Genomic DNA, 21,650 nt, shown 5'->3' on the forward strand with positions numbered 1-21,650 from the left:
CGAACGCATGACGTCATTGCCGATCGCGCTGCAGGCCGCCCAGGTGGAGGCATTGCCCGACGCGGGGGCCGCTGCGGCCGAGCCACTCGCGGCCACGGGAGCCGCCGGCGAATCGCTCGCCTCCGCTGCGCCGGCGAGCCTTGACCTGCTCGACCTCGTGCTCAAGGCAAGCCTGCCGGTGCAGTTCATCATCCTGCTGCTCGTCGTCGGCTCGGTGCTGTCGTGGGTGATCATCTTCCGCAAGCGCGCCGTGCTGCGCCGCGCCGCGCGCGAGGCTGAGCAGTTCGAAGAGCGCTTCTGGTCCGGCGCGGAGCTCTCCAAGCTCTATGCAGGCGTGACCGAGCGCGGCCGCGCGATCGGCGGCAGCGAAGCGATCTTCGAAGCGGGCTTTCGCGAGTTCAATCGCGCTCGCCAGCGCCGCGGCGCCGACCCGCGCGCGCAGCTCGAATCCGCGCAGCGGGCCATGCGCGTGACCACCTCGCGCGAGCTCGACAGCCTCGAACACAACCTCGAGCTGCTCGCGAACATCGGCTCCACCGCGCCCTACGTCGGCCTCGTCGGCACCGTGTTCGGCATCATGGTCACGATGCATTCGCTGCTTGCGAGCACGCAGCAGGTCGGCATCCGCGACGTCGCGCCGGGCATCTCCGAAGCTCTGTTCGCGACTGCGATCGGCCTGTTCGTCGCGATCCCGGCGGTGTGGGCGTACAACCGCTTCGCGAATGGCGTCGAGCGCCTCGCGGTGCGATACGAAGCATTCGCCGAGGAGTTCTCGTCGATCCTGCAGCGCCAGCTGCACATGGAAGAGTGAGGCACCGCAGCGCGGGTGCGGCCACGCGGAACGAGCGCAGGCACAGCGGCCTGACGCCTTCCGGCACGGCGGCCTCCCGCGCACCGCTGTCCATTCCCTTTCCAGCGAGGCACCGGCCATGACCGCCCCCACGATGCGCCGCCACCGCAAGCGCAAGCTCAAGTCCGAGATCAACGTCGTCCCCTACATCGACGTGATGCTGGTGCTGCTGGTGATCTTCATGATCACCGCGCCGCTGCTGAACCTCGGCGTCGACGTCAACCTGCCCAACAGCAACGCGAAGTCGATCAATGCCGACACCGACCCGGTCGTGCTCACCGTCTACGGCGACGGCGAATACGCGCTCACCCTGAAGGGCGACACCGCGCCGCAGCGGATGGACGCCGACGCGGCGATCGCGCGCGTCGTCGCGCTGCACCGCCAGAACCCGCAGTTGCCGGTGCTCGTCGCCGGTCGCGGCGACGCGCCGTACCAGCTCGTCGTCAGCGCGCTCGACCGCCTGCAGCAGGCGAAGATCACCAAGGTCAGCCTGCTCACCGACGCGCAGGGCGCGGACTGATGCGCGAGCGGCGCGAAGACACCGCGAAAGCGGTCGGGCTGGCGCTCGGCCTGCACGTGCTGGTCGCCGCGCTGCTGCTCGGCGGGTTGTGGTGGACGGAAAGTGCGGCGCCCGCCGGCGCGCCCGGTGCGGTGAGCGCGGACGTCGTGAGCGCGGATGCGCTGTCGTCCTCGATGCGCCGCGCGCTCGACGCCACGCCGCGCGACGTGGAGCCCGCGCCGCTGCCGACGCCCGAGCCCGAAGTCGACGAGCCCGAGCCGGAGCCCGTGCCCGAGCCGGTGCCCGAGGAAGTCCCCGCGCCGCAGCCTGCGCCGCAGGACTTCATCCCCGTGCCCGATGAGGAAACGCGCGAAGCGGTGGTCGAAGCACCCGCGCCGCGCAAGGCCGAGACGCCGAAGCCGCAGGAGGCCAAGCGCAAGCAGGAACAGGTCGACCTGACCGAGCGCGAGCGGCAACTCGAGGCGCAGAAGCAGGAGGCACGCGACAAGGCCGAAACGGAGCGGCGCCTCGCGGAGATCCGCCGCAAGCGGGCCGCGGTCGCGCGCGAGGCGCAACTCGCCGAGCAGCGCCTAGAGCAGCTGGCCGACGCGCGCAGCGGACGCGCCGCAGAAGAGGCCGCACGGGCCGACGCGTCCGCGAGCGCACCGCCGGGCTCGGGCGGCACCGATGACGGCCTCCAGGCGCGCTATGCCGCAGCGCTACAGGCGGCGATCACCGCGCGCTGGACGCGGCCTGACTCGATTCCCCCCGGCGCGCTCTGCAGGCTCGTGATCCGCCAGCTGCCGGGTGGGGAAGTGGTCAGCGCCGAGGTGGGCTCGCCCTGCGCGTACGACGAGCAGGGGCGCCGTTCGATTGAAGCGGCGGTGCTCAAGGCCCAGCCGCTGCCTTATGCAGGCTTCGAGCGTGTCTTCCAGCGCACCGTTACGCTGAATTTCCGCGCACCTGAGTGAGCCGCGGGGCGGCCTCCGTTCGCACGAAACCAGGAACGTTAAGGTTTCGTTCGTGGCTCGGCCATTGTTCAGCTTTGAGAATGTATTCACGTCCTAGCTGTTAAGACTTCGCAGCTTTCCCCCAACCGGATCGGCCGATGAACCGAGTGCGATTGCTGTCATTCCTGGCGCTGCTGTTCGCGCTGCTCCTGCCGATGCTCGCGTCCGCTCGCCAGCAGCAGGGCCTGGAGATCGACATCGTCGGTGGCAATGCGGCGGCGCTGCCGATCGCCGCCGTTCCGATGCCGTACCAGGGCTCAGCCGCTGCGCCCCAGACCGATGTCGCGGAGATCATCCGCAACGACCTCAACCGCTCCGGTCAGTTCCGCGGCCTGCCAGTCACTGACCTTCCGGAGCGCCCGACGCGCGGCGGCGAAGTCAGCTACCCCGCCTGGCGCGCGCTCAACCAGGACTTCCTCGTCGTCGGCCGCGTGCTCGATGCCGGGGCCGGGACGTACCGCGTCGAGTACGAACTGCTCGACGTCGCGAAGCAGCAGCGCCTGCTCGGCTTTGCGATGACCGCGCCGGCCGGCTCGCTGCGCGACGTGTCGCACCAGATCGCCGATGCGATCTACGAGAAGATCCTCGGCGTGCGCGGCGCGTTCTTCACCCGGATCGCGTACGTCACCGCCACCGGCGTCGGCCGCGACACCCGCTACGCGCTGATGGTCGCCGACAGCGATGGCTACAACCCGCAGACGGTCGTGCGTTCGAGCGAGCCGCTGCTGTCGCCGTCGTGGTCGCCCGATGGCCGTCGCATCGCGTACGTGAGCTTCGAGGGCGGCAATTCGTCGATCTACATCCAGAACATCTCGAGCGGCGCGCGCGAGCTCGTCGCGAAGTTCCGCGGCATCAACGGCGCGCCCGCGTTCTCGCCGGACGGCCGCCGCCTCGCGCTCACGCTGTCGCGCAGCGGCAACCCCGAGATCTACGTGATGGACCTCGGCAGCAAGGCACTTACCCAGCTGACGAACCACTTCGGCATCGACACCGAGCCGACCTGGAGCGCCGACGGCCGCACCGTGTACTTCACGTCCGACCGCGGCGGCCAGCCGCAGATCTACCAGGTGCCCGCGAGCGGCGGCAGCGCGAGCCGCGTGACGTTCCAAGGCAACTACAACGCGAGCGCCAGCGTCTCCGAGGACGGCAAGAAAATCGCCACCGCGCAGGGCAGCGGCAACAACTACCGCATCGCGATGATGGATTCGAGCCTCGGTTCGCCGCGCTGGACGACGCTCTCGCCGGGCTCGCTCGACGAGTCGCCGAGCTTCGCCCCGAACGGCGCGATGCTGTTGTACGCGGCCCGCGAAGGACGCCGCGGCGTGCTGTACGCGGTGTCGGCCGACGGCCGCGTGCGCCAGCGCCTCGTGCTCGCCGATGGCGACGTGCGCGAGCCGTCGTGGGGCCCGTACCGCACGCCACGCTGACCGTTTCGTGTTATCCCATCCGTAGTTTTCTGAAGCATTCCTAATTACGCCGAAGTCGAGGAGCGACCATGAACACCGCACGTGCCACCCAGATCAGCAAGATCGTCCTTGCCACCGCCCTGTGCACCGTCGCAGTCGCATGCTCGAAGAAGGTCAAGGAGGCCCCGCCGGCCGACGCCACCGCGAGCACGCCGCCGCCGGCCGCCACCACCCAGGGCCCGACCACGGCAGGCGCCTACACGCCGGAAGATCTCGACCGCGACGCATGCCTGCGCCAGCGCACGGTGTACTTCGATCTCGATCAGGACGCGCTGCGTCCGGAGTTCCAGGCGATCGTCGCCTGCCACGCCAAGTACCTGCGTGACCGTCCGTCCGCGCGCATGACGCTCGAAGGCAACGCCGACGAGCGCGGCAGCCGCGAGTACAACCTCGGCCTCGGCGAGCGTCGTGGCAATGCCGTGTCCTCGGCGGTCCAGGCCAACGGCGGTTCGTCGGGCCAGATGAACGTCACGAGCTACGGCGAAGAACGCGCGGTCTGCACGGACTCGAACGAAGAGTGCTGGGCCCGCAACCGTCGCGTCGAGATCGTCTACAGCGCGCGCTGATCCGATGATCCGTCGCACGACCGCTCTGGCATTCGCGGTGGCCCTCGCGGCCGCCGCACCCGCGCACGCGCAGCGCGCCAGCCTGGCCGACCGCGTGGCCGTGCTCGAGGCACGAGCCGCGACGCCGGCGGTCAGCGTCGATCTGCTGAACCAGATCTCGCAACTGCAGAACGAACTGCGGGCGCTGCGCTCGCAGGTCGAAGAACTGCAGCAGCAGAACGAGCAGCTGCGCAACAGCGCCCGCGTCCAATACCTCGACCTCGACGGCCGCCTGATGCGGCTCGAGGGTGGGGCAGCTCCGGCCCCGGCAGCGGCTCCAGCCGTGCCGGCCCTGACCGGCGTGCCGGCGGCGGGTGCGTCTGCGCCCGCGTCGGCATCCGGAACTGGAGCGACGGCGCCGCGGGCAGCGGTCGGCACGGCTGCGACCGCGCCGGTGGCCGGCGAGCAGGCGTCGTACGACGCCGCGTTCGCGCACCTCAAGGCCGGTGACTACGTGGCGGCCGCTCGCGCGTTCGATGCGTTCCTGCGCGATTTCCCGAGCGGTACGTACGCGCCGAACGCGCGTTACTGGCTGGGTGAGAGCTACTACGTCACCCAGAACTACCGGCTTGCGTTGCCGCAGTTCCAGACGCTGGTCCAGCAGCACCCGACGCACGACAAGGCGCCCGGGGCTCTGCTCAAGGTCGGCCTGACGCAGCAGGGGCTCAAGGAGTTCGACGCCGCCGAGCGCACCCTGCGCGAAGTGCCGAAGCGTTACCCGAACACCGACGCCGCGCGCACCGCGGCCGATCGCCTGCGCGCGCTCGAACTGACGCGCCTGCGCTGAACCCCGCGGACAATCCGCGGGCGTCGTCTCCGACGGCCTCCCGCGGTCGTCGGCTAAAATGCCGCCGATGAACACCCTCGCGCCGGCCGAGGCGACCGCCGCCGCGGCCGACCGCCTCAAGCTCACCGAAATCTTCCTGTCCCTGCAGGGCGAAGCCCGCGCGATCGGCTGGCCGACCGTGTTCGTGCGCCTGACCGGTTGCCCGCTGCGTTGCCAGTACTGCGATACCGCCTATGCGTTCCACGGCGGGCAGTGGTGGGACATCGATGCGATCTGCGCCGAAGTCGCGCGCCATGGCGCACGGCACGTGTGCGTGACCGGTGGCGAGCCGCTCGCGCAGAAGCGCGTGATCGGCCTGCTTCGGCGCCTGTGCGATGCCGGCTATGAGGTGTCGCTGGAAACTTCCGGCGCGCTCGACATTGCCGAGGTCGACACGCGCGTGTCGCGCATCGTCGACCTCAAGACGCCCGGTTCCGCGGAGCAGCATCGCAACCTGTGGTCGAACATCGCGCAGCTCACGCCGCACGATCAGGTCAAGTTCGTGATTTGCTCGCGCGAGGACTACGAGTGGGCGCGCAGCGTCGTCGCCGAGCATCAATTGGCCGACCGCTGCGACGTGCTGTTCTCGCCGAGCTTCACCCAGATCGCGCCGCGCGACCTCGCCGATTGGATCGTCGCCGACCGGTTGCCGGTGCGCTTCCAGCTGCAGCTGCACAAGGTGCTCTGGAACGACGAGCCGGGCCGTTGAAGGGTTGCGATTCGTTGCGTTGATACCGGTCGGCGGTCCGGTGCCTCGCGGATACGGATGCGGACGCGCCCTCCGGGGCGCGCGATGCAAGCCGCCTTGATCAGCCGCGCCTTGATCGAATGCGCGGGTCAGCCGACCTCTGACCGGCGTCGCCCGCCCAGTCGCCGGCCAGCCTTACTCGGCCTTCGCTCGGCCCTTTGTTTCCCGGCAGCACCGCCCGTCGCAATTGCCCGCGACGCGGCTCCAAATCAATCTTCCTGCATCACGAACACGGCAACCGCTTTGACCAGTTCCCAGAACTCCAGCCCCGCGCACCGCAAACCCGCCGTCGTCCTCGTTTCCGGCGGCATGGACTCGGCCGTCGTGATCGCGATGGCGCGCGAGCGCGGCTTCGACGTGCATGCGCTCAGCGTGCGCTACGGACAGCGGCACACATCCGAACTCGACGCCGCCGCACGCATCGCGCGTGAGCTCGGCGCGGTCGCGCACAAGACCGTGCACGTGGATCTCGGCAGCATCGGCGGATCGGCGCTCACCGACACCTCGATCGACGTGCCGCTCGACGACGACGGCCATGCAATCGGCGTCGATGCCGCGAAGAACACGATCCCCGTGACCTACGTGCCTGCGCGCAACACGATCATGCTGTCGATCGCGCTCGGCTGGGCCGAGGTGCTCGGCGCGGCGGACCTCTTTTGCGGGGTTAACGCGGTTGATTACTCGGGCTATCCCGACTGCCGTCCTGAATTCGTCGAGGCGTTCGAGCGGCTCGCGAACCTCGCGACGAAGGCCGGTGTCGAAGGCGCGGGCCTGCGCGTGCACGCGCCGCTGCAGCACCTGAGCAAGGCCGACATCGTGCGCGAGGGCGTGCGTCTTGGCGTGGACTTCTCGCAGACCGTGTCGTGCTACCGCGCCGACGAGGCGGGCCGCGCCTGCGGCCACTGCGATGCCTGTCGCCTGCGCGCGGACGGCTTCACCGCTGCGGGCATTCCCGACGTCACGCGCTACGTCTGAGACCCGCGAACGCGATCGCTGTTAGAATGCCGCCCCCGGCGCAGTGCCGGGCCGCGGTCTACCCGCCCGTGGGTCGTTAGCTCAGTCGGTAGAGCATCGGACTTTTAATCCGCTGGTCGATGGTTCGAATCCATCACGACCCACCATCTTCTTCCTGTCATCGCTGCGCCCGCGCCGCCTCGGCGTTGCGTTGACTGCGTGCGCGTGACAGTGCATCAATCTGTCGCACGAGGCTTGCCCATGCCGCGCACTCCGCCCGCGTCGTCGCCGAAGGCGTCGACTTCGAAGCCGTCGCAATCGAAGGCGCGCGCGTCCGGTCCGTCGACAGCGCCCGCGCCGACCTCGGCGCCGCGCTACGACGGTTTCGTCCATGTGCGCGGCGCGCGCGAGCACAATTTGCGCGACGTGGACGTCGACCTGCCGCGCGACGCGCTCGTCGTGTTCTCGGGCGTGTCGGGCTCGGGCAAGTCTTCGCTCGCGTTCGGCACGCTGTACGCAGAGGCGCAGCGGCGCTATTTCGAATCGGTAGCGCCTTATGCGCGGCGGCTTATCGACCAGGCCGGCGTGCCCGATGTCGATTCGATCGAGGGTCTGCCGCCGGCGATCGCGCTGCAGCAGCAACGCGGCGCGGCGAGTGCGCGCTCGAGCGTAGGCAGCGTGACCACGCTGTCGAGCCTTGTGCGCATGATGTATTCCCGGGCCGGCGCGTACCCGCCCGGGCAAGCCATGCTCTACGCGGAGGACTTCTCGCCGAACACGCCGCAGGGCGCGTGCCCCGAGTGCCACGGCCTGGGCCACGTGTACGAGGTCAGCGAGGCGACCATGGTGCCGGACCCGTCGCTGACGATCCGCGAGAAGGCGATCGCCGCGTGGCCGCCCGCCTGGCACGGGCAGAACCTGCGCGACATCCTCGTCACGCTCGGTTACGACGTCGACATCCCCTGGAAGGATCTGCCGCAGAAGGATCGCGACTGGATTCTCTATACCGAGGAGACGCCGACTGCGCCCGTGTACGCGGGCATGTCGCCCGAGCAGACGCGCGCCGCGCTCAAGCGCAAGGCCGAGCCCAGCTACATGGGCACGTACATGGGCGCGCGCCGCTACGTGCTGCACACGTTCACGACCACCCAGAGCGCGCTCATGAAAAAGCGCGTGTCGCGCTACATGGCGGGCCGCCCGTGCCCGGTGTGCGACGGCAAGCGGCTCAAGCGCGAGGCGCTGGCGGTGACGTTTGCCGGGCTCGATATCGGCGCGCTCTCGCAGCTCACGCTGGACCGCGTTGCCGAGCGGCTCGCGCCGATCGCAGCGGGCGACTTCAGCGCGCACGCCGGCGGCGAGACCGCCGACCGCGAGGCCACCGCGCGCGACCGCGCAAAGCGCCGGAAGGTTGGGCAGGCGACACACGCCGCGGCGCCCGACGTGCGGCGCACGTCGGCGCTGTCGGAGGAAAAGCGGCTCGCGGCGCAGCGCATCGCAGGCGATCTCGTCGATCGCCTTGCGGTGCTGCAGGCGCTCGGTCTGGGCTATCTGTCGATGGACCGCACCACGCCCACGCTCTCGCCGGGTGAGTTGCAGCGCCTGCGGCTCGCCACACAAATCCGCTCCAACCTGTTCGGCGTCGTCTATGTGCTCGACGAGCCTTCCGCGGGCCTGCACCCGGCCGACAGCGAGGCGCTGTACGCCGCACTGGAGCAGCTGCGCGCGGCCGGCAACAGCGTGTTCGTCGTCGAGCACGATCTCGCGCTCATGCAGCGTGCGGACTGGCTCGTCGACGTTGGCCCCGACGCCGGCGAGCGGGGCGGCCGCGTGCTCTACAGCGGGCCGCCCGAGGGCCTGCGCGACGTGCCCGAGTCGCGCACCGCGGCGCATCTGTTCGGCGATGCGGCGATGCCTGCCAGCCAAGGCCGCGCGCCCTCGGGCTGGTTGGAGCTGCGCGGCGTGCACCGGCACAACCTGCACGGCGTCGATGCACGCATCCCGCTCGGCGTGCTTACAGCGATCACCGGCATTTCTGGCTCCGGCAAGTCGAGCCTCATCGCGCAGGCGTTGACCGAGCTCGTGGCCGGACACCTCGGCCACGAGCCCGAGGAGGAAGACGAGGCCACGCCCGAAGGCCCCGTCATCATCGAGCGCACGCGCGGCCACCTGAGCGGCGATGTCGACGCCGTTCGCCGGCTCGTGCAGGTCGATCAGAAGCCGATCGGTCGCACGCCGCGCTCGAATCTTGCCACCTACACCGGGCTGTTCGACCCGGTGCGCAAGCTGTTCGCCGCCACGCCCGAGGCGCGCAAGCGCCGCTACGACGCGGGACGCTTCTCGTTCAACGTGGCCAAGGGGCGCTGCGAGACCTGCGAAGGCGAGGGCTTCGTAAGCGTCGAGCTGTTGTTCATGCCGAGCGTCTACGCGCCTTGTCCGACCTGCCACGGTGCGCGTTACAACGCGCAGACGCTCGAGGTGCGCTGGAACGGTCGGACGATCGCGGACGTGCTCGGCATGACCGTCGAGGACGCCTGCGGGTTCTTCGAGGGCGAGCCTGCGGTTGCGCGCCCGCTCGAACTGCTGCGCGAGATCGGTCTGGGCTACCTGCGCCTCGGCCAGCCGGCGACCGAGCTCTCCGGCGGCGAGGCGCAGCGCATCAAGCTCGCGACCGAGCTGCAGCGCAGCACGCGCGGGCGCAGCCTCTACGTGCTGGACGAGCCCACGACGGGCCTGCATGCGTCCGACGTCGAGCGCCTGCTTGTGCAGCTGCAGCGGCTCGTCGACGCAGGCCATGCGGTCGTCGTCATCGAGCACGACATGCGCGTCGTCGCGCAGGCGGACTGGGTCATCGACGTCGGCCCCGGGGCGGGCGAGGCCGGCGGGCGCATCGTGGCGGAAGGCCCGCCTGCGCAGGTTGCGCGTGCGCGGGGCAGTCGCACTGCGTCGTACCTCGCGGCCGCGCTGGCAGGCGAGGGCGCGTCACGTTGAGGCAGCGCCCCGCGGTGGGCGCTGCGCGGGCGCAGTGCCTCTCGACCAATCAGACACCCATGAGGGCGCGGGGTGGAGACCCGATGCCGGCTCGCACGGCCGGACACGGACCGCGCTCGACAGCCGTTACGCCATCGCGAGCCGCTCGTTGAGCATTTCGCGTGCCGTCGCCAGCGGAACATCGATCGACACGTACCCCCACGCCGCGCGACCGTCGATCTCGAACAGGTGCAGCACGTAGCAGGCCTGCGTGCCGCGCGAGGCGCCCGACATGCGCTGCGTGCTCTGCGGCACGCTGCGGTACTCCTCGGTCTGGCAGTCGAACGGACCGCCGATGTAATGCACGACGATGGCCATGTGCGTAATCCCTGACGCGAGCGAGTGGCGCATCTACGGGCTTCGGGCGTCAAGCAGTCGTGAAATGGTGCGTCGCGGCGCGAGCGGCAGGCCGGACCGTGACGGCGATCGGGGCGCGTGCGGGCCTGCGTCACGCCCCCGGTCGCGGCGCTGCAGCGCATCCGCTCCCGGCCGATAAGGCCCGCGTGAAGCCGCGCACGTGCGCAGCAGGCCGATTTGCGAGCGCCATGTCCCGCCCTGACGACATCAGCCCCATCCTCCACGCCGCGATCGACGCCGTGCGCGTCGACGCGCTGCACGAGCTGCAGATGCTCGACACCCCGGCCGAAGCGGAGTTCGACGATCTCGTGTGGCTTGCTTCGCGGCTGTGCGAGGTGCCCATTGCGGTGGTGAACCTCGTCGACACGCACCGTCAATGGGCGAAGGCCGCCTGCGGCGTCGAGCGGGGCGAGACGTCGCGCGCGATTTCGTTCTGCTCGCACGCGATCGAGCAGGACGGCGTCATGGAAGTGGTCGATGCCCGCGAAGACCCGCGGTTTGCCGACAACCCCATGGTGACGGGTGAATTGCAACTGCGCTTCTACGCAGGCGCTCCGCTCATCGGTCGATCGGGACACCGCTACGGCACGTTGTGCGTCGCCGACACCGAGCCGGGCCGGCTCGACGATGTGCAGCGCGAAGGCCTGGTGCGGCTGGCACGCCGCACGAGCGCGGCGATGGAGGCGCGCCGCCGGCGCATTGCGGCCGAGACGCGCGAACAGACGCTCGCCCACCTGCTCGATGCCATGCCCAATGGCGTGGTGACCTGCGACGCGCACGGTCTGCTCACCGAGTGCAACCGCACCGCGCGCGAATGGCACGGCGTCGACCCCCGTGCCGTGCCGCCCGAGGAATGGATCGAGCATTTCGACCTCTACGAGCCCGATGGCGTGACACCGCTGCGCACCGAGCAACTGCCGCTGCTGCGCGCGTTCGGCGGCGAGGTCGTCCGCGACCAGGAGCTCGTGATCCAACCCGCCGGGCGCCCGGCGCGCCACGTGCTGGCGAATGGCGAGCAGGTGCGTGCCGCCGACGGGCGCGTGCTCGGTGCGGTGTGCGTGATGCATGACGTGACCGAGGTGCGGGCCGCGCAGGAACATGCCCGGCTCGAAGCCGCGCGCTTCGGCGAGGCGTTCGGCGCGGCCGCGCAGGGCATGGCGATCGTCGGCCTGGACGGCCGGTTTCTCGAAGTCAACGACGCGTTCTGCGCGATGTTGGGCTATACGAACGACGAGCTGCTCGAGCGCGACTTCCAGCGCATCACGCATCCGGAAGACCAGCGTGAGAGCCGCGACCTCGCGACCGAGCTGTTGCTCGGCAAGCGCCGCAGCTTCCAGCTCGACAAGCGCTACGTGCACTCCGAGGGGCATGCCGTCTGGGTGCACCTGTCGGTGTCGGTGGTGCGCGACAGCACCGGCCGCCCCTTGCACAAGGTGGTCCTCGTGCAGGACCTGACCGAACGCAAGCGGGCCGAGGCGCGCCTGCGTGACAGCGAGCAGCGCCTGCGCAGCGTACTCGAGCATTCCTATGACGCGTTCGTGTCCGTCGACGAGCGCGGGGCGATCGTCGAGTGGAACCGTGCAGCCGAAGCGACCTTCGGCTGGAGACGAAGCGAGGTGCTCGGCAAGCCCATGGCCGAAGTGATGGTGCCGCCGCGCCTGCGCGAGGCGCATCGCACGGGCATGGCGCGCTTCATGCGCAGTGGACAGGGCACCATCCTCGACCAGCGCTTGCAATTACCGGCCCTGCACCGCAACGGTTCGGAGTTTCCGGTCGAGATGACGATCTCGGTCGTCGATCTAGGCACCACGCGCGTGTTCCACGCGTTCCTGCACGACATCACGCGTCGTGTCGAAGGCGAGGCGCGATTGCGCGCGAGCGAGCGGCAACTGCGCACCGTGGCCGACAACGTGCCCGCGTTGATCGCGCATGTGGATGCCGAGCAGCGCTACCGCTTCGTCAACGAGCGCTACGCCGGGTTCTTCGGTCGCAGCTGTGACGAGATGCTCGGCGCGCGGATGCGGGACGTCCTGCATCCTGAGCATTACCGCAGCATCGAGCCCAAGCTCGAAGCGGTGCTGCGCGGTGAGACGCTCGAATTCGACATGGACGTGCCGCGGGACGACGAGGTTCGCCACATGCGAGCGACCTACCGCCCCGCTTGGGCCGAGGGCGCCGACCCGGCCCGCGACCGCCCGACCGGCTTCCACCTCATGGTCCACGACGTGACCGCGCAGGTCCGGCTTGCGCGTGTGCTCGAGGAGCGCGCGCTGACCGATTCGCTGACCGGACTGCCCAACCGCGCCGCGTGGGACGCCGAGCTCGAACGCGGACTTGCACGTGCCGCGCGCGGCGCCCCGCCGATCGCAGTGATGTTCCTCGATCTCGACGGTTTCAAGCGCATCAACGACACCTGCGGCCACGGCGTGGGTGATGCGGTGCTCTGCGAGTTCGCAAGCCGCCTGCGCGGTTGCCTGCGCACGAACGACTTCATCGCGCGCCTGTCGGGCGATGAGTTCGTCGTGCTGCTGGACGGCGTCTGCGATGCCAACGCCCCGGCGCTGATCGAACACAAGCTGCGGCAGGCCATGGCGCTCCCGATGCAGATCGGCTCGCACCGCCTGCGGGTCACGCCGAGCATCGGCATTGCGGTGCACGACGGCGGCAGCGACGCCGAACGCCTGATGCGCGAGGCCGATGCCGCGATGTATCGGGCAAAGCGTGCGAAAGCGGACGTTCGCTCCTGAAGGGCGCTCCACGTGAGGCTGGGCGCAGTGCCCATGGCGCCGGCGGGCCGCACGCGCCGTGGTCGCTCGCGGCCTCGTGGGGGATTGCCCGCGTTCGTGTAGGCCTGCGCGGTCAGCCCTCAGCGCAGCTTACGGGCCGCGGCCATTAACCCGCGAGACGGCGACCCGGTGCTTCAATCGTTCGATCGGCGCCGCATTCCGCGCCCTGTATCGAAGGTTTGGCTCATGCGTATTGCTCTGACTGCTCTGCTCATTGCGCTCTTTGGTCTCGCCGATGCGTCCGCGCAGGAGCGATCCGCGGCCGATACACAGCGTGAGATCGGCCAGCTCTTCGAGACGCTGCGCAGCTCCGGCTGCCAGTTCCAGCGCAACGGCCGCTGGCACGACGCCGCTGAGGCCGTGACCCATCTCGATCGCAAGCGCGATTACCTGGTCAGGAAAGACCTCATTACGAACGCCGAATCGTTGATCGAACGCGCCGCATCGGAAAGCAGCCTGTCGGGCAGGCCGTACCTCGTGAAGTGCCCGGGCGCCGAGACTGTCGAGAGCCGCACGTGGTTCATGCGCCACCTCAGCGAGATCCGCAGGGGCGCGGCGCGCTAGTCTTGCGGGGCGGCCGCGTGGGAGTGCGGTCGCGAATGCTGCGCACCGCCGCCGGAGCCCCTGAATGGCCGATCTGCCCCCTTGTCCCGCCTGCGCGTCGTCGCTGAGCTACGAAGACGGCGCGCTGCTCGTGTGCCCCGAGTGCGGGCACGAGTGGGCACGCGACGCCGCCGCGTCGCACGACGATGCGCCGCGCGTCCATCGCGATGCGGTCGGCAATGTCCTGGCGGACGGCGACGCGGTCACGGTGGTCAAGGACCTCAAGGTCAAAGGCGCGAGTTCGGCGCTGAAGGCCGGTACGAAGGTCCGGCAGATCCGCCTCGTCGACGAAGACCACGACATCGACTGCAGGATCGACGGGTTCGGCCCGATGAAACTCAAATCCGAGTTCGTGAAAAAAGTGCAGGCTTAGGCATGCGGCTGCGGAGCGTGATGCGACGAGTGATCCGCGTCGAGCGAACAGGCTGGTGCTGTGGATCGTGTGTCCGACGTGCGGTGCCCCGCGTGGCAGCGGCGCATGGCCGGGTCACCGCGCCTGTCCAAGCCGACGAGTAGGAGCGGGCTGTCGTGCATCCACTGATCCCTCCGATGGCCGCCCACGTGGTGCTCGCAGCGGCGCTCTATGCGCTGCTGACGGTTGCACGTGCTCCGGCGGTGTGGGGCATCGGCCGCCGCGCCGGCGGCGCGAACGCTTGGACGCGCCGTGAGCCGCGCATCAGCGCGAACCTGTCCAACCAGTTCGAGTGGCCGATGTTGTTCCACGTCGCCTGCCTCGTGCTGATGCAGCGCGGCGATGTGGGGACCGGCACGATCGTGCTCGCATGGGGGTTCATCGTCGGACGGGTGCTGCACAGCGCCGTGCAGGTCGGCACCGCGAACGTGCGCCTGCGGGGCGCGGTGTTCATGGTGAACTTCGTTGCGGTGCTGGGGCTGTGGGCGACCGTCGTGTTTCCCGGATTGCTGCGCTGAGCGGAGCGTGGCGGACGTGACGGTGCGGCGACACGCGGCAGCGCCTTTGCGCCGATTGGCCGCTTCGAGCAACGGCGCATCCATCAGGCGATGCAGGTCACATTCGATCAAAGGCGAACCGCTGGCTGCGACCCGGGTCACGGCGCGGGAAGCGGCTGCGGCCTAGGCTGCAGCGGACGCTGACCGACCGTGACGCGATGGAAGGCGCGCGGCGTTCCGCAGCGCATTCCCAGGATGGACCCGCATGACCACATCGGCCGCAGCACACGATGTCCAGCGCGAAGCGGCGCGCCTGACCGCGCTCGACCGTTACGGCATCCTCGACACCGCTCGCGAGCGCGAGTTCGATGACGTCGCATCGCTCGCCGCGCATGTGTGCGGCACGCCGATGGCCGCGATCACGTTCATCGACCGCAAGCGTCAGTGGTTCAAGGCGTGCGTTGGTCTCGGTCTGCGCGAAACGCCGCGCGACGTGGCGTTCTGTGCATGGACCGTGGAGGCGGCGCAGCCGTTCGTCGTGCCCAATGCGCAGGACGATGTTCGCTTCGCCGAAAATCCTTACGTCTCCGGCGCACCGCATCTGCGGTTCTACGCCGGCGTCCCGCTGATCGCGGACGACGGCAGTGCGATTGGCGCCCTTGCCGTGATGGACACCGTGCCGCGTTCGCTCAACGCCGCGCAGCGCCGCGGCCTGCAGGTGCTCGCCGATCAGGTGGCCGCGCTGCTCGATGCCCGGCTCGAGGTGCGACGCGCGCGCGAGGCGCACGACGCGCTGCAGTCGGCCCATGACGCGCTACAGGCGAAAGTCGACGCGAATGAGGGTGCCGACCAGGCGTCGGAGCTCGTGATCCATGCGACGCAGGTGCTCGCCGCCCGGTAACGCGCCGATCCCCGCGCTCGGCGTGGGGCAACACCGCGCCGAACGTCTGCCTAAGAAAAAGGCCGGCAATGCCGGCCTTTTCCACGTCATGCGATTGCGATCGGCTCAGACGAGCGAGATCGACTTTTCCTTCCGCTCCTTGAGGCGCTTCTCGAGGTAGTGGATGTTCTGGCCGCCCTGCTGGAAGCCGAGGTCCGACAGGATGCGCTGCTGCAGCGGAATGTTCGTCTTGATGCCATCGACGACCATCTCGCTGAGCGCCACGCGCATGCGTGCGATCGCGGTGGCGCGGTCGGGGCCGTGCACGATGAGCTTGCCAATCATCGAATCGTAGTTCGGCGGCACGCGATAGCCCTCGTAGATGTGGCTGTCGACGCGCACGCCCGGGCCGCCCGGCGCGTGGAAGTGCTGGATCAGGCCCGGCGAGGGCAGGAACGTGTCCGGATCCTCGGCGTTGATGCGGCACTCGATCGCATGGCCGTCGAGCACGATGTCTTCTTGCTTGATCGACAGTTTGTTGCCCGCCGCGATCATCAACTGCTCTTTGACGAGGTCGATGCCGGTGACCATCTCGGTGACCGGGTGCTCGACCTGGATGCGGGTGTTCATTTCGATGAAGTAGAACCGCCCGTCCTCGAACAGGAACTCGAACGTGCCCGCGCCGCGGTAGCCGATGCGGATGCATGCCTCGACGCAGACCTTGCCGATCTCCGCGCGCAGCTCCGGCGTGATGCCGGGCGCCGGCGCTTCCTCGACGACCTTCTGGTGGCGGCGCTGCATCGAGCAGTCGCGCTCGCCGAGGTGGATCGCGTTGCCCTGGCCGTCGGCGAGCACCTGGATCTCGACGTGGCGCGGGTTCTCGAGGAATTTCTCCATGTAGACCATGTCGTTGCCGAACGCGGCCTTCGCCTCGGTCTTCGTGGTCTGGATCGAGCTGTGCAGCGCGCCTTCGGTGTGCACGACGCGCATGCCGCGCCCGCCGCCGCCGCCGGCCGCCTTCACGATGACCGGGTAGCCGATCTCGCGCGCGATCTTCGCGTTCGTCGCCGGATCGTCGCCGAGCGGGCCGCCGCTGCCGGGCACGCACGGCACGCCGGCCTCCTTCATCGCGCGGATCGCCTCGACCTTGTCGCCCATCAGGCGGATCGTGTCGGCCTTCGGCCCGATGAAGATGAAGCCCGACTGCTCGACGCGCTCGGCGAACGCGGCGTTCTCCGACAGGAACCCGTAGCCGGGGTGGATCGCCTGCGCATCGGTGACCTCGGCCGCGGCGATGATCTGCGCCATGTTGAGGTAGCTGTCGGTCGACGGCGCCGGGCCGATGCAGACCGACTCGTCGGCCATTGCGACATGTTTGAGGTTGCGGTCGACCGTGGAGTGCACTGCGACGGTGCGGATGCCGAGCGCGTGGCACGCGCGCAGGATGCGCAGCGCGATCTCGCCGCGGTTGGCGATGACGACTTTATCGAGCATGGGTCAATTCCAATGCGTCTGGGAGAGTGGGCACTTCCGGCCCATCGGCCGCGCGGCCGATGGGCGTTCGCGGGCCGGCGGCAGTGCCGCCGGACAGCTCCCGCTCACCCAATGACAAACAGCGGCTGGTCGAACTCGATCGGCTGGCCGCTCTCGGCGAGCACCTTGAGCACGGTGCCGGACACGTCGGCTTCGATCGGGTTGAACATCTTCATCGCCTCGATGATCGCAAGCGTCTCACCGGCCTTGACCTGCTGGCCCACCGTCACGAAGACGGGCTTGTCCGGCGCCGGCGCGGCGTAGAACGTGCCAACCATCGGGGCACGCACGATGTGGCCGTCGGGCAGGTCGGAGTTCGGCTTGCCGCCGCCGGTCGCGGACTCGGTCGGCGACTGCATGGGCATCGCCGCGGGCGTCGGGACCTGGATCGTCGGCGCGGCCGGGGCGGCGTAGCTCATGCTGCCCTTCGGCACGCGGGCGAGGCGCACGGACTCCTCACCTTCTTTGATCTCGATCTCGGCGAGGTTGGATTCCTCGAGCAGGTCGATGAGCTTCTTGATCTTGCGCAGGTCCATCATGGGCCTCCAGGTCGGTGCCGCCGCATTGGGCGGGCGTGTTCGGGGATGCGGGGAAAAGGGGTCAGGCGTCGGCGGCGCGGCGGTCGAGCCAGCCGAGCGCGGCGTCCATCGCGAAGCGGTAGCTGTCCGCGCCGAAGCCGGCGATCACGCCGAGCGCGACGTCGCTGAAATAGCTATGGCGGCGGAACGGCTCGCGCGTGTGCGGGTTCGACAGGTGAACTTCGATGAATGGCAGTGCGACCGCCGCGAGCGCGTCGCGCAGCGCGACCGACGTGTGCGTGAACGCGGCCGGGTTGATGAGGATGAACGCGGTGCCGTCGCGGCGCGCAGCCTGCACGCGATCGACGAGCTCGTGCTCGGCGTTCGACTGCATGCATTCGACCGTATGGCCGGCGCGCTCGGCGTCCGCCTGCAAACCCGCGTCGATCGACGACAGCGGCGTGCGCCCGTAAATGCCGGGTTCGCGCTCGCCGAGCAGGTTGAGGTTGGGGCCGTGCAGCACGAGCAGCTTGGCCATCGCGTTCCCCAAGGACGAAAGGCCGGCAGTGTGCGCGAGCGATGCGGCAGCTGTCCAGACGTTCGCTGCGGGATCGGCGAAGTTGCCGCGATTTAATCGGTTGTTTGAATCGCCTCGGCGGCCCAGTCGTCAATCTCGCCCGGCTGGAACGGGCCGATCTTCTGCTTGACCAGGCGGCCGCGCGCATCGATCAGCGCGGTATAGGGCAGCACGCCGCGCGTGTTGCCGAGCTGCACGCCCGCGTCGCGCGGGCCCGGCGCGTCGAGCGCGATCGCGTAGGTCACCGGCACCCGCTGCAGGAACGCACGCACCGCGTCGGCCTCGTCGAGCGCGATGCCGACCACTTGCACGCCGTTCGCGCCCTGTGCCTGGGCGAAGCGCTCGAGTTCGGGCATCTCCTCGATGCACGGCCCGCACCAGCTCGCCCACAGGTTCACGAGCACGGGGCGGCCCGCGAAATCGCCTGGCAGAGTGAGCGGCGCGCCGTCGAGGCGCTGCGCCCGGACGGTGGGCACGGCCTTGCCGCGCTCGGCGACCGGAACGCCGTCGGGAGGCGTCGGCGCGGTGGCCGACATCGCGCCGTGCAGCGCGCGCTGGCCGAGTTCGGTGCGCAGCAGCGGCCCTGGGCCGCCGAACCACAGGCCGGCCGCGGCACCGAGGACTGCAGCGCCCAGCGCGACGGCGACAACGCGCAGGTGCGGTCGCATCAGCGCGCCGCCTGTTGCGCCCGGGCTGCGAACTTCACCGGCGGCTCGAAGCCGAACAGCCGCAAGCCGCGCTGCTCGGCGCCGTCGACGAAGTACAGCGTGGCCGGTGGGCCGACGATGCCGAGCCGCGTCATCAGCGCCTGGTCGAGTGCGTCGTTCGCGGTGACGTCGGCCTTGATCAGCACGAAGCCCTGAAGCGCGGCGTGCACGCGCGGGTCGGGGAACGTGTCGCGCTCCATCTCTTTGCAGGCCACGCACCAGTCCGCATAGAAATCGAGCAAGAGCGGACGCCCTGCGGCCTGCGCGGCCGCGATCTCGCGGTCGAGGTCGGCGCTGGACTTGATCATCCGGAACGGCAGCTCCGCATGCGTTGCGCCGCCGCGCAGGCCTGCGAGCGGGCGCAGCGGGTCGTGGCTGCCGGCGAGCGCGCCTACAAGCTGCGCGGTGCCGGTGAGGCCGAGCAGCAGGGCGGCGGTCCACCCCAGCGTCGCGCGGCCGGTTGAAGGCGTGCGCGCATGGCGCAGCGTGACGGCGAGCATCGCCGCGGCGCCGAGCAGCAGCGCGCCCCAGAGCGCGAGCGTGATCGGGCCCGGCAGCACGCGCTCGAGCATCCACACGGCAAGACCCAGGAACACGAAGCCGAACGCGCGTTGCACGCCGATCATCCACGGCCCGGTCGTCGGCAGTCCGCGACCCGCGGCCGCGCCGAACGCGAGCAGCGGCAGGCCCATGCCGAGTGCGAGCAGGAACAGCGCGGCGCCGCCGAACATCGGGTCCTGGGTCTGCCCGATATAGAGCACGGCCGCGGCGAGCGGCGGTGCCACGCAGGGGCCAACGATCAGCGCCGACAAGGCCCCCATGACCGCGACGCCGGCCCAGGAGCCGCCGTGCTGTTGGTTGGTCAGCGCGCCGAGCCGATTGCGCAGCCCGGCCGGCATCTGCAGCTCGTACAGCCCGAAGCTCGACAGCGCGAGCGCGACGAACAACGCCGCGAACAGCCCGATCGCCCACGGCGCCTGGAACAGGATCTGAAGGTTTGCGCCCGCCAGGCCGGCGACCACGCCCGCGACCGTGAACACCGCCGCGTTCGCGAGCACGTACACGAGCGACAGCACGAACGCGCGGCGCGCGCCGAGGCCGGGCCCGCGGCCGGCGATGAGACCCGAGAGGATCGGCACCATCGGCAGCACGCACGGCGTAAACGCGAGCAGCACGCCGAAGCCGAGGAAGCTCATCAGCGTCCACAGGCGGCTCGGGCCGGCGAGCGCATCGGCCAGTCGACGGTCGTCGGCGACCGGACCGGCATCCGCGGCGTCCGATACGCCGGATGCAGCGGTCGTGGCCGGTGCCGGAGCGGCGGTGCCCGCGGTCGACGCCGATGCACCTGCGGTGTCCAATGCGGCCGCCGATGGGGCGGCCCCGGTCGTATCGACGACGGCAGAGGCCGGCGCGGCAACTGCCGACTCTCCGGTGGGGGCAGCGACGCTTCCGGTGCTCGCGGACACCCCGGCAGTGGCGCCGTCTGCCGTAACCGAGCCCGCGGGCAGCGCAACGTCGAGCGTGCGTGTCATGGGTGGGTAGCAGATGCCGTCGGTCTGGCAGCCCTGGAAGTTCACGACCAGGCGCGCGTTGACCGCCCCTGCGTCCCCGCGGCGCACGGGCACCGCGACGTCGACCGGGTCGAAAAACACGGTGACCGCGCCGAAGTGCTCGTCACGATGCGCGACGCCGCGCGGCCAGCGCGGCGGTCCGAGCGACGCGCCGGGCACACCCTCAAGGCGCAGCGCGGTCTTGTCGCGATAGAGGTAGTAGCCCGGGGCCGGCGTAAACCGCACGAGCAGCGTGTCAGCATCGCGGGCGATCGCCTCAACGCCGAACGCCTGCTCCGCCGGCAACGGCAGGTTGCGTGCATTGCCGCTGACCAGCGGGTTCGCGCCGCCGCGCGCGTTGCCGAACGAAACCAGCGGCTTGTCGCCCGCGGCTGTGGCGACGGGCATCGCGACCGTCAGCTTGCGGGTCTGCGGCGGGTAGCAGATGCCCGCATCGGCGCAGCCCTGGTACTTCACCGTCAGGTTGACGCGCGCCGGCCCGGCGCGGCCGGGCAGGGTGGCGACGAGTTCCTTGCGATAGGTCTCGACGTCGCCGAAGAACTCGTCGCGGTACGCCTTGCCCTTCGGCAACTGCAGCGGCTGCGCGGCAAACGCGGGGTCGGCCTGCACCGAGGTGCGGTGTCGATACAGGTAGTAGCCGTCGGCGACGCGCCAACGCAAGCGGATCGTGTCGGGTGAGGTCGCTTGCGCATCGAGCACGAAAGCCTGGTCGACCGGCAGCAGGTCGGCCTCGTCGATCGCCGCCGCAGCCGGCAGGGCGATCGCGAGCGCCGCGCATGCTGCGACGAACGCCGCGCGGATCCGAGTCGGCGCGGCGGGAAGGCAGGCACCGCATCGACGGACGAAATCGCTCGCCCGCCGCGAAAAAGACTTATGCATCGACACCGCTCTGTTCGGCCACCCACCGCAGGTACGGGGCAAGGCCCCCGACGGCTTCGACCGCGATCACTTCCGGCAGTTCATACGGGTGCAGCGCGCGGATGCGATCTATGAGCGCGTCGAGCCGTTCGGACGCGGTCTTGATCAGCAGCAGCAGTTCGTCCGAGTGCTCGACGCGGCCCTCCCAACGGTAGGTCGAGCGCGCGTTCGGCAGCGCGGTCACGCAGGCGGCGAGCCGCTCGTCGACGAGCGCGGTCGCAATCGCGTCGGCGGTGGCCGCGTCGGGGCAACTGCAATAAACGATGAGGGCGGGCATGCCCCGATTGTACGGGCGCCGTCCCCGAG

Annotated in this window: 21 protein-coding genes and 1 tRNA gene; 15 read left to right on the forward strand and 7 right to left on the reverse strand. The window is 69.9% G+C overall.

Features of this window, described 5'->3' with window-relative positions:
• The first annotated feature begins 7 nt into the window (after positions 1-7).
• The 10 genes from tolQ (at position 8) to IE075_RS09255 (ending at position 9,946) form a co-directional block, all read left to right on the forward strand.
• Positions 8-811, forward strand: a complete 804-nt coding sequence (tolQ, locus tag IE075_RS09210; RefSeq protein WP_189455677.1) for a protein TolQ — start codon at positions 8-10, stop codon at positions 809-811.
• Positions 812-929: 118 nt separating this feature from the next.
• Positions 930-1,370 carry a protein TolR gene (gene tolR, locus IE075_RS09215; RefSeq protein WP_189455679.1) on the forward strand — a complete coding sequence of 147 codons (441 nt, stop codon included), beginning with the start codon at positions 930-932 and terminating at the stop codon, positions 1,368-1,370.
• Positions 1,370-2,320, forward strand: coding sequence for a cell envelope integrity protein TolA (tolA, locus tag IE075_RS09220; RefSeq protein ID WP_189455681.1), 951 nt, complete (start codon positions 1,370-1,372; stop codon positions 2,318-2,320). Before tolR ends, tolA begins: the two co-directional genes overlap by 1 nt.
• Before the next feature lie 137 nt (positions 2,321-2,457).
• Positions 2,458-3,786, forward strand: a complete 1,329-nt coding sequence (gene tolB, locus IE075_RS09225; RefSeq protein ID WP_189455683.1) for a Tol-Pal system beta propeller repeat protein TolB — start codon at positions 2,458-2,460, stop codon at positions 3,784-3,786.
• 68 nt (positions 3,787-3,854) lie between these two features.
• A complete protein-coding gene (gene pal, locus IE075_RS09230) occupies positions 3,855-4,391 on the forward strand; it encodes a peptidoglycan-associated lipoprotein Pal (RefSeq protein WP_189455685.1) in 537 nt (178 codons plus the stop codon).
• Positions 4,392-4,395: 4 nt separating this feature from the next.
• On the forward strand, positions 4,396-5,217 hold the full coding sequence (gene ybgF, locus IE075_RS09235; protein ID WP_189455687.1) for a tol-pal system protein YbgF: 822 nt from the start codon (positions 4,396-4,398) through the stop codon (positions 5,215-5,217).
• A 67-nt stretch (positions 5,218-5,284) separates the two neighbouring features.
• Complete coding sequence (gene queE, locus IE075_RS09240; protein WP_189455689.1) at positions 5,285-5,965, forward strand: 7-carboxy-7-deazaguanine synthase QueE; 681 nt, start codon at positions 5,285-5,287, stop codon at positions 5,963-5,965.
• A gap of 282 nt (positions 5,966-6,247) precedes the next feature.
• Positions 6,248-6,979, forward strand: a complete 732-nt coding sequence (gene queC, locus IE075_RS09245; protein WP_268244929.1) for a 7-cyano-7-deazaguanine synthase QueC — start codon at positions 6,248-6,250, stop codon at positions 6,977-6,979.
• Between the two features lie 70 nt (positions 6,980-7,049).
• A tRNA-Lys gene (locus tag IE075_RS09250) sits at positions 7,050-7,125 on the forward strand.
• A 94-nt stretch (positions 7,126-7,219) separates the two neighbouring features.
• Entirely contained in the window at positions 7,220-9,946 is a 2,727-nt protein-coding gene (locus IE075_RS09255) for an excinuclease ABC subunit UvrA (protein WP_189455691.1), read from the forward strand.
• A gap of 126 nt (positions 9,947-10,072) precedes the next feature.
• Here the strand turns inward: IE075_RS09255 and IE075_RS09260 are convergent, their stop codons facing one another.
• Entirely contained in the window at positions 10,073-10,303 is a 231-nt protein-coding gene (locus tag IE075_RS09260; protein ID WP_189455693.1) for a hypothetical protein, read from the reverse strand.
• A 227-nt stretch (positions 10,304-10,530) separates the two neighbouring features.
• Here IE075_RS09260 and IE075_RS09265 point away from each other — a divergent pair, with 227 nt between their 5' ends.
• The 5 genes from IE075_RS09265 to IE075_RS09285 all read left to right on the forward strand — a co-directional run bounded on the left by IE075_RS09265 (position 10,531) and on the right by IE075_RS09285 (position 15,541).
• Positions 10,531-13,089 (forward strand): PAS domain S-box protein, encoded by a 2,559-nt coding sequence (locus IE075_RS09265; protein ID WP_189455695.1) that lies wholly within the window; start codon positions 10,531-10,533, stop codon positions 13,087-13,089.
• A gap of 225 nt (positions 13,090-13,314) precedes the next feature.
• Entirely contained in the window at positions 13,315-13,692 is a 378-nt protein-coding gene (locus tag IE075_RS09270; RefSeq protein WP_189455698.1) for a DUF5329 family protein, read from the forward strand.
• 64 nt (positions 13,693-13,756) lie between these two features.
• Positions 13,757-14,104, forward strand: a complete 348-nt coding sequence (locus tag IE075_RS09275; RefSeq protein ID WP_189455700.1) for a zinc ribbon domain-containing protein YjdM — start codon at positions 13,757-13,759, stop codon at positions 14,102-14,104.
• Between the two features lie 155 nt (positions 14,105-14,259).
• Complete coding sequence (locus IE075_RS09280) at positions 14,260-14,661, forward strand: MAPEG family protein (protein WP_189455702.1); 402 nt, start codon at positions 14,260-14,262, stop codon at positions 14,659-14,661.
• A gap of 244 nt (positions 14,662-14,905) precedes the next feature.
• Positions 14,906-15,541, forward strand: a complete 636-nt coding sequence (locus IE075_RS09285; RefSeq protein ID WP_189455704.1) for a GAF domain-containing protein — start codon at positions 14,906-14,908, stop codon at positions 15,539-15,541.
• Between the two features lie 105 nt (positions 15,542-15,646).
• Here the strand turns inward: IE075_RS09285 and accC are convergent, their stop codons facing one another.
• The 6 genes from accC to cutA form a co-directional block, all read right to left on the reverse strand.
• Entirely contained in the window at positions 15,647-17,014 is a 1,368-nt protein-coding gene (accC, locus tag IE075_RS09290; protein WP_189455707.1) for an acetyl-CoA carboxylase biotin carboxylase subunit, read from the reverse strand.
• A gap of 104 nt (positions 17,015-17,118) precedes the next feature.
• The gene (accB, locus tag IE075_RS09295) at positions 17,119-17,589 is read right to left on the reverse strand and encodes an acetyl-CoA carboxylase biotin carboxyl carrier protein (RefSeq protein ID WP_189455709.1); all 471 of its coding nucleotides are present in this window, start codon (positions 17,587-17,589) and stop codon (positions 17,119-17,121) included.
• A 64-nt stretch (positions 17,590-17,653) separates the two neighbouring features.
• Complete coding sequence (aroQ, locus tag IE075_RS09300) at positions 17,654-18,109, reverse strand: type II 3-dehydroquinate dehydratase (protein WP_189455711.1); 456 nt, start codon at positions 18,107-18,109, stop codon at positions 17,654-17,656.
• A 92-nt stretch (positions 18,110-18,201) separates the two neighbouring features.
• On the reverse strand, positions 18,202-18,816 hold the full coding sequence (locus tag IE075_RS09305) for a TlpA family protein disulfide reductase (RefSeq protein WP_189455713.1): 615 nt from the start codon (positions 18,814-18,816) through the stop codon (positions 18,202-18,204).
• Positions 18,816-21,305 (reverse strand): protein-disulfide reductase DsbD, encoded by a 2,490-nt coding sequence (dsbD, locus tag IE075_RS09310; protein WP_189455715.1) that lies wholly within the window; start codon positions 21,303-21,305, stop codon positions 18,816-18,818. The genes IE075_RS09305 and dsbD overlap by 1 nt, the downstream gene beginning before the upstream one ends.
• Positions 21,298-21,621 (reverse strand): divalent-cation tolerance protein CutA, encoded by a 324-nt coding sequence (gene cutA / locus IE075_RS09315; RefSeq protein WP_189455717.1) that lies wholly within the window; start codon positions 21,619-21,621, stop codon positions 21,298-21,300. The genes dsbD and cutA overlap by 8 nt, the downstream gene beginning before the upstream one ends.
• Between the last annotated feature and the right edge of the window lie 29 nt (positions 21,622-21,650).

This window comes from Cognatilysobacter bugurensis, from assembly GCF_014652095.1.
GTDB lineage: Bacteria > Pseudomonadota > Gammaproteobacteria > Xanthomonadales > Xanthomonadaceae > Cognatilysobacter > Cognatilysobacter bugurensis.

Coding starts and splice junctions, on each gene's coding strand:
- accC (WP_189455707.1), bottom strand. CDS start 17,014: ATGCTCGATAAAGTCGTCATCGCCAACCGCGGCGAGATCGCGCTGCGC.
- IE075_RS09265 (WP_189455695.1), top strand. CDS start 10,531: ATGTCCCGCCCTGACGACATCAGCCCCATCCTCCACGCCGCGATCGAC.
- tolR (WP_189455679.1), top strand. CDS start 930: ATGACCGCCCCCACGATGCGCCGCCACCGCAAGCGCAAGCTCAAGTCC.
- tolQ (WP_189455677.1), top strand. CDS start 8: ATGACGTCATTGCCGATCGCGCTGCAGGCCGCCCAGGTGGAGGCATTG.
- accB (WP_189455709.1), bottom strand. CDS start 17,589: ATGGACCTGCGCAAGATCAAGAAGCTCATCGACCTGCTCGAGGAATCC.
- IE075_RS09305 (WP_189455713.1), bottom strand. CDS start 18,816: ATGCGACCGCACCTGCGCGTTGTCGCCGTCGCGCTGGGCGCTGCAGTC.
- queE (WP_189455689.1), top strand. CDS start 5,285: ATGAACACCCTCGCGCCGGCCGAGGCGACCGCCGCCGCGGCCGACCGC.
- tolB (WP_189455683.1), top strand. CDS start 2,458: ATGAACCGAGTGCGATTGCTGTCATTCCTGGCGCTGCTGTTCGCGCTG.
- IE075_RS09275 (WP_189455700.1), top strand. CDS start 13,757: ATGGCCGATCTGCCCCCTTGTCCCGCCTGCGCGTCGTCGCTGAGCTAC.
- aroQ (WP_189455711.1), bottom strand. CDS start 18,109: ATGGCCAAGCTGCTCGTGCTGCACGGCCCCAACCTCAACCTGCTCGGC.
- IE075_RS09260 (WP_189455693.1), bottom strand. CDS start 10,303: ATGGCCATCGTCGTGCATTACATCGGCGGTCCGTTCGACTGCCAGACC.
- ybgF (WP_189455687.1), top strand. CDS start 4,396: ATGATCCGTCGCACGACCGCTCTGGCATTCGCGGTGGCCCTCGCGGCC.
- pal (WP_189455685.1), top strand. CDS start 3,855: ATGAACACCGCACGTGCCACCCAGATCAGCAAGATCGTCCTTGCCACC.
- IE075_RS09285 (WP_189455704.1), top strand. CDS start 14,906: ATGACCACATCGGCCGCAGCACACGATGTCCAGCGCGAAGCGGCGCGC.
- tolA (WP_189455681.1), top strand. CDS start 1,370: ATGCGCGAGCGGCGCGAAGACACCGCGAAAGCGGTCGGGCTGGCGCTC.
- dsbD (WP_189455715.1), bottom strand. CDS start 21,305: ATGCATAAGTCTTTTTCGCGGCGGGCGAGCGATTTCGTCCGTCGATGC.
- cutA (WP_189455717.1), bottom strand. CDS start 21,621: ATGCCCGCCCTCATCGTTTATTGCAGTTGCCCCGACGCGGCCACCGCC.
- IE075_RS09255 (WP_189455691.1), top strand. CDS start 7,220: ATGCCGCGCACTCCGCCCGCGTCGTCGCCGAAGGCGTCGACTTCGAAG.
- IE075_RS09270 (WP_189455698.1), top strand. CDS start 13,315: ATGCGTATTGCTCTGACTGCTCTGCTCATTGCGCTCTTTGGTCTCGCC.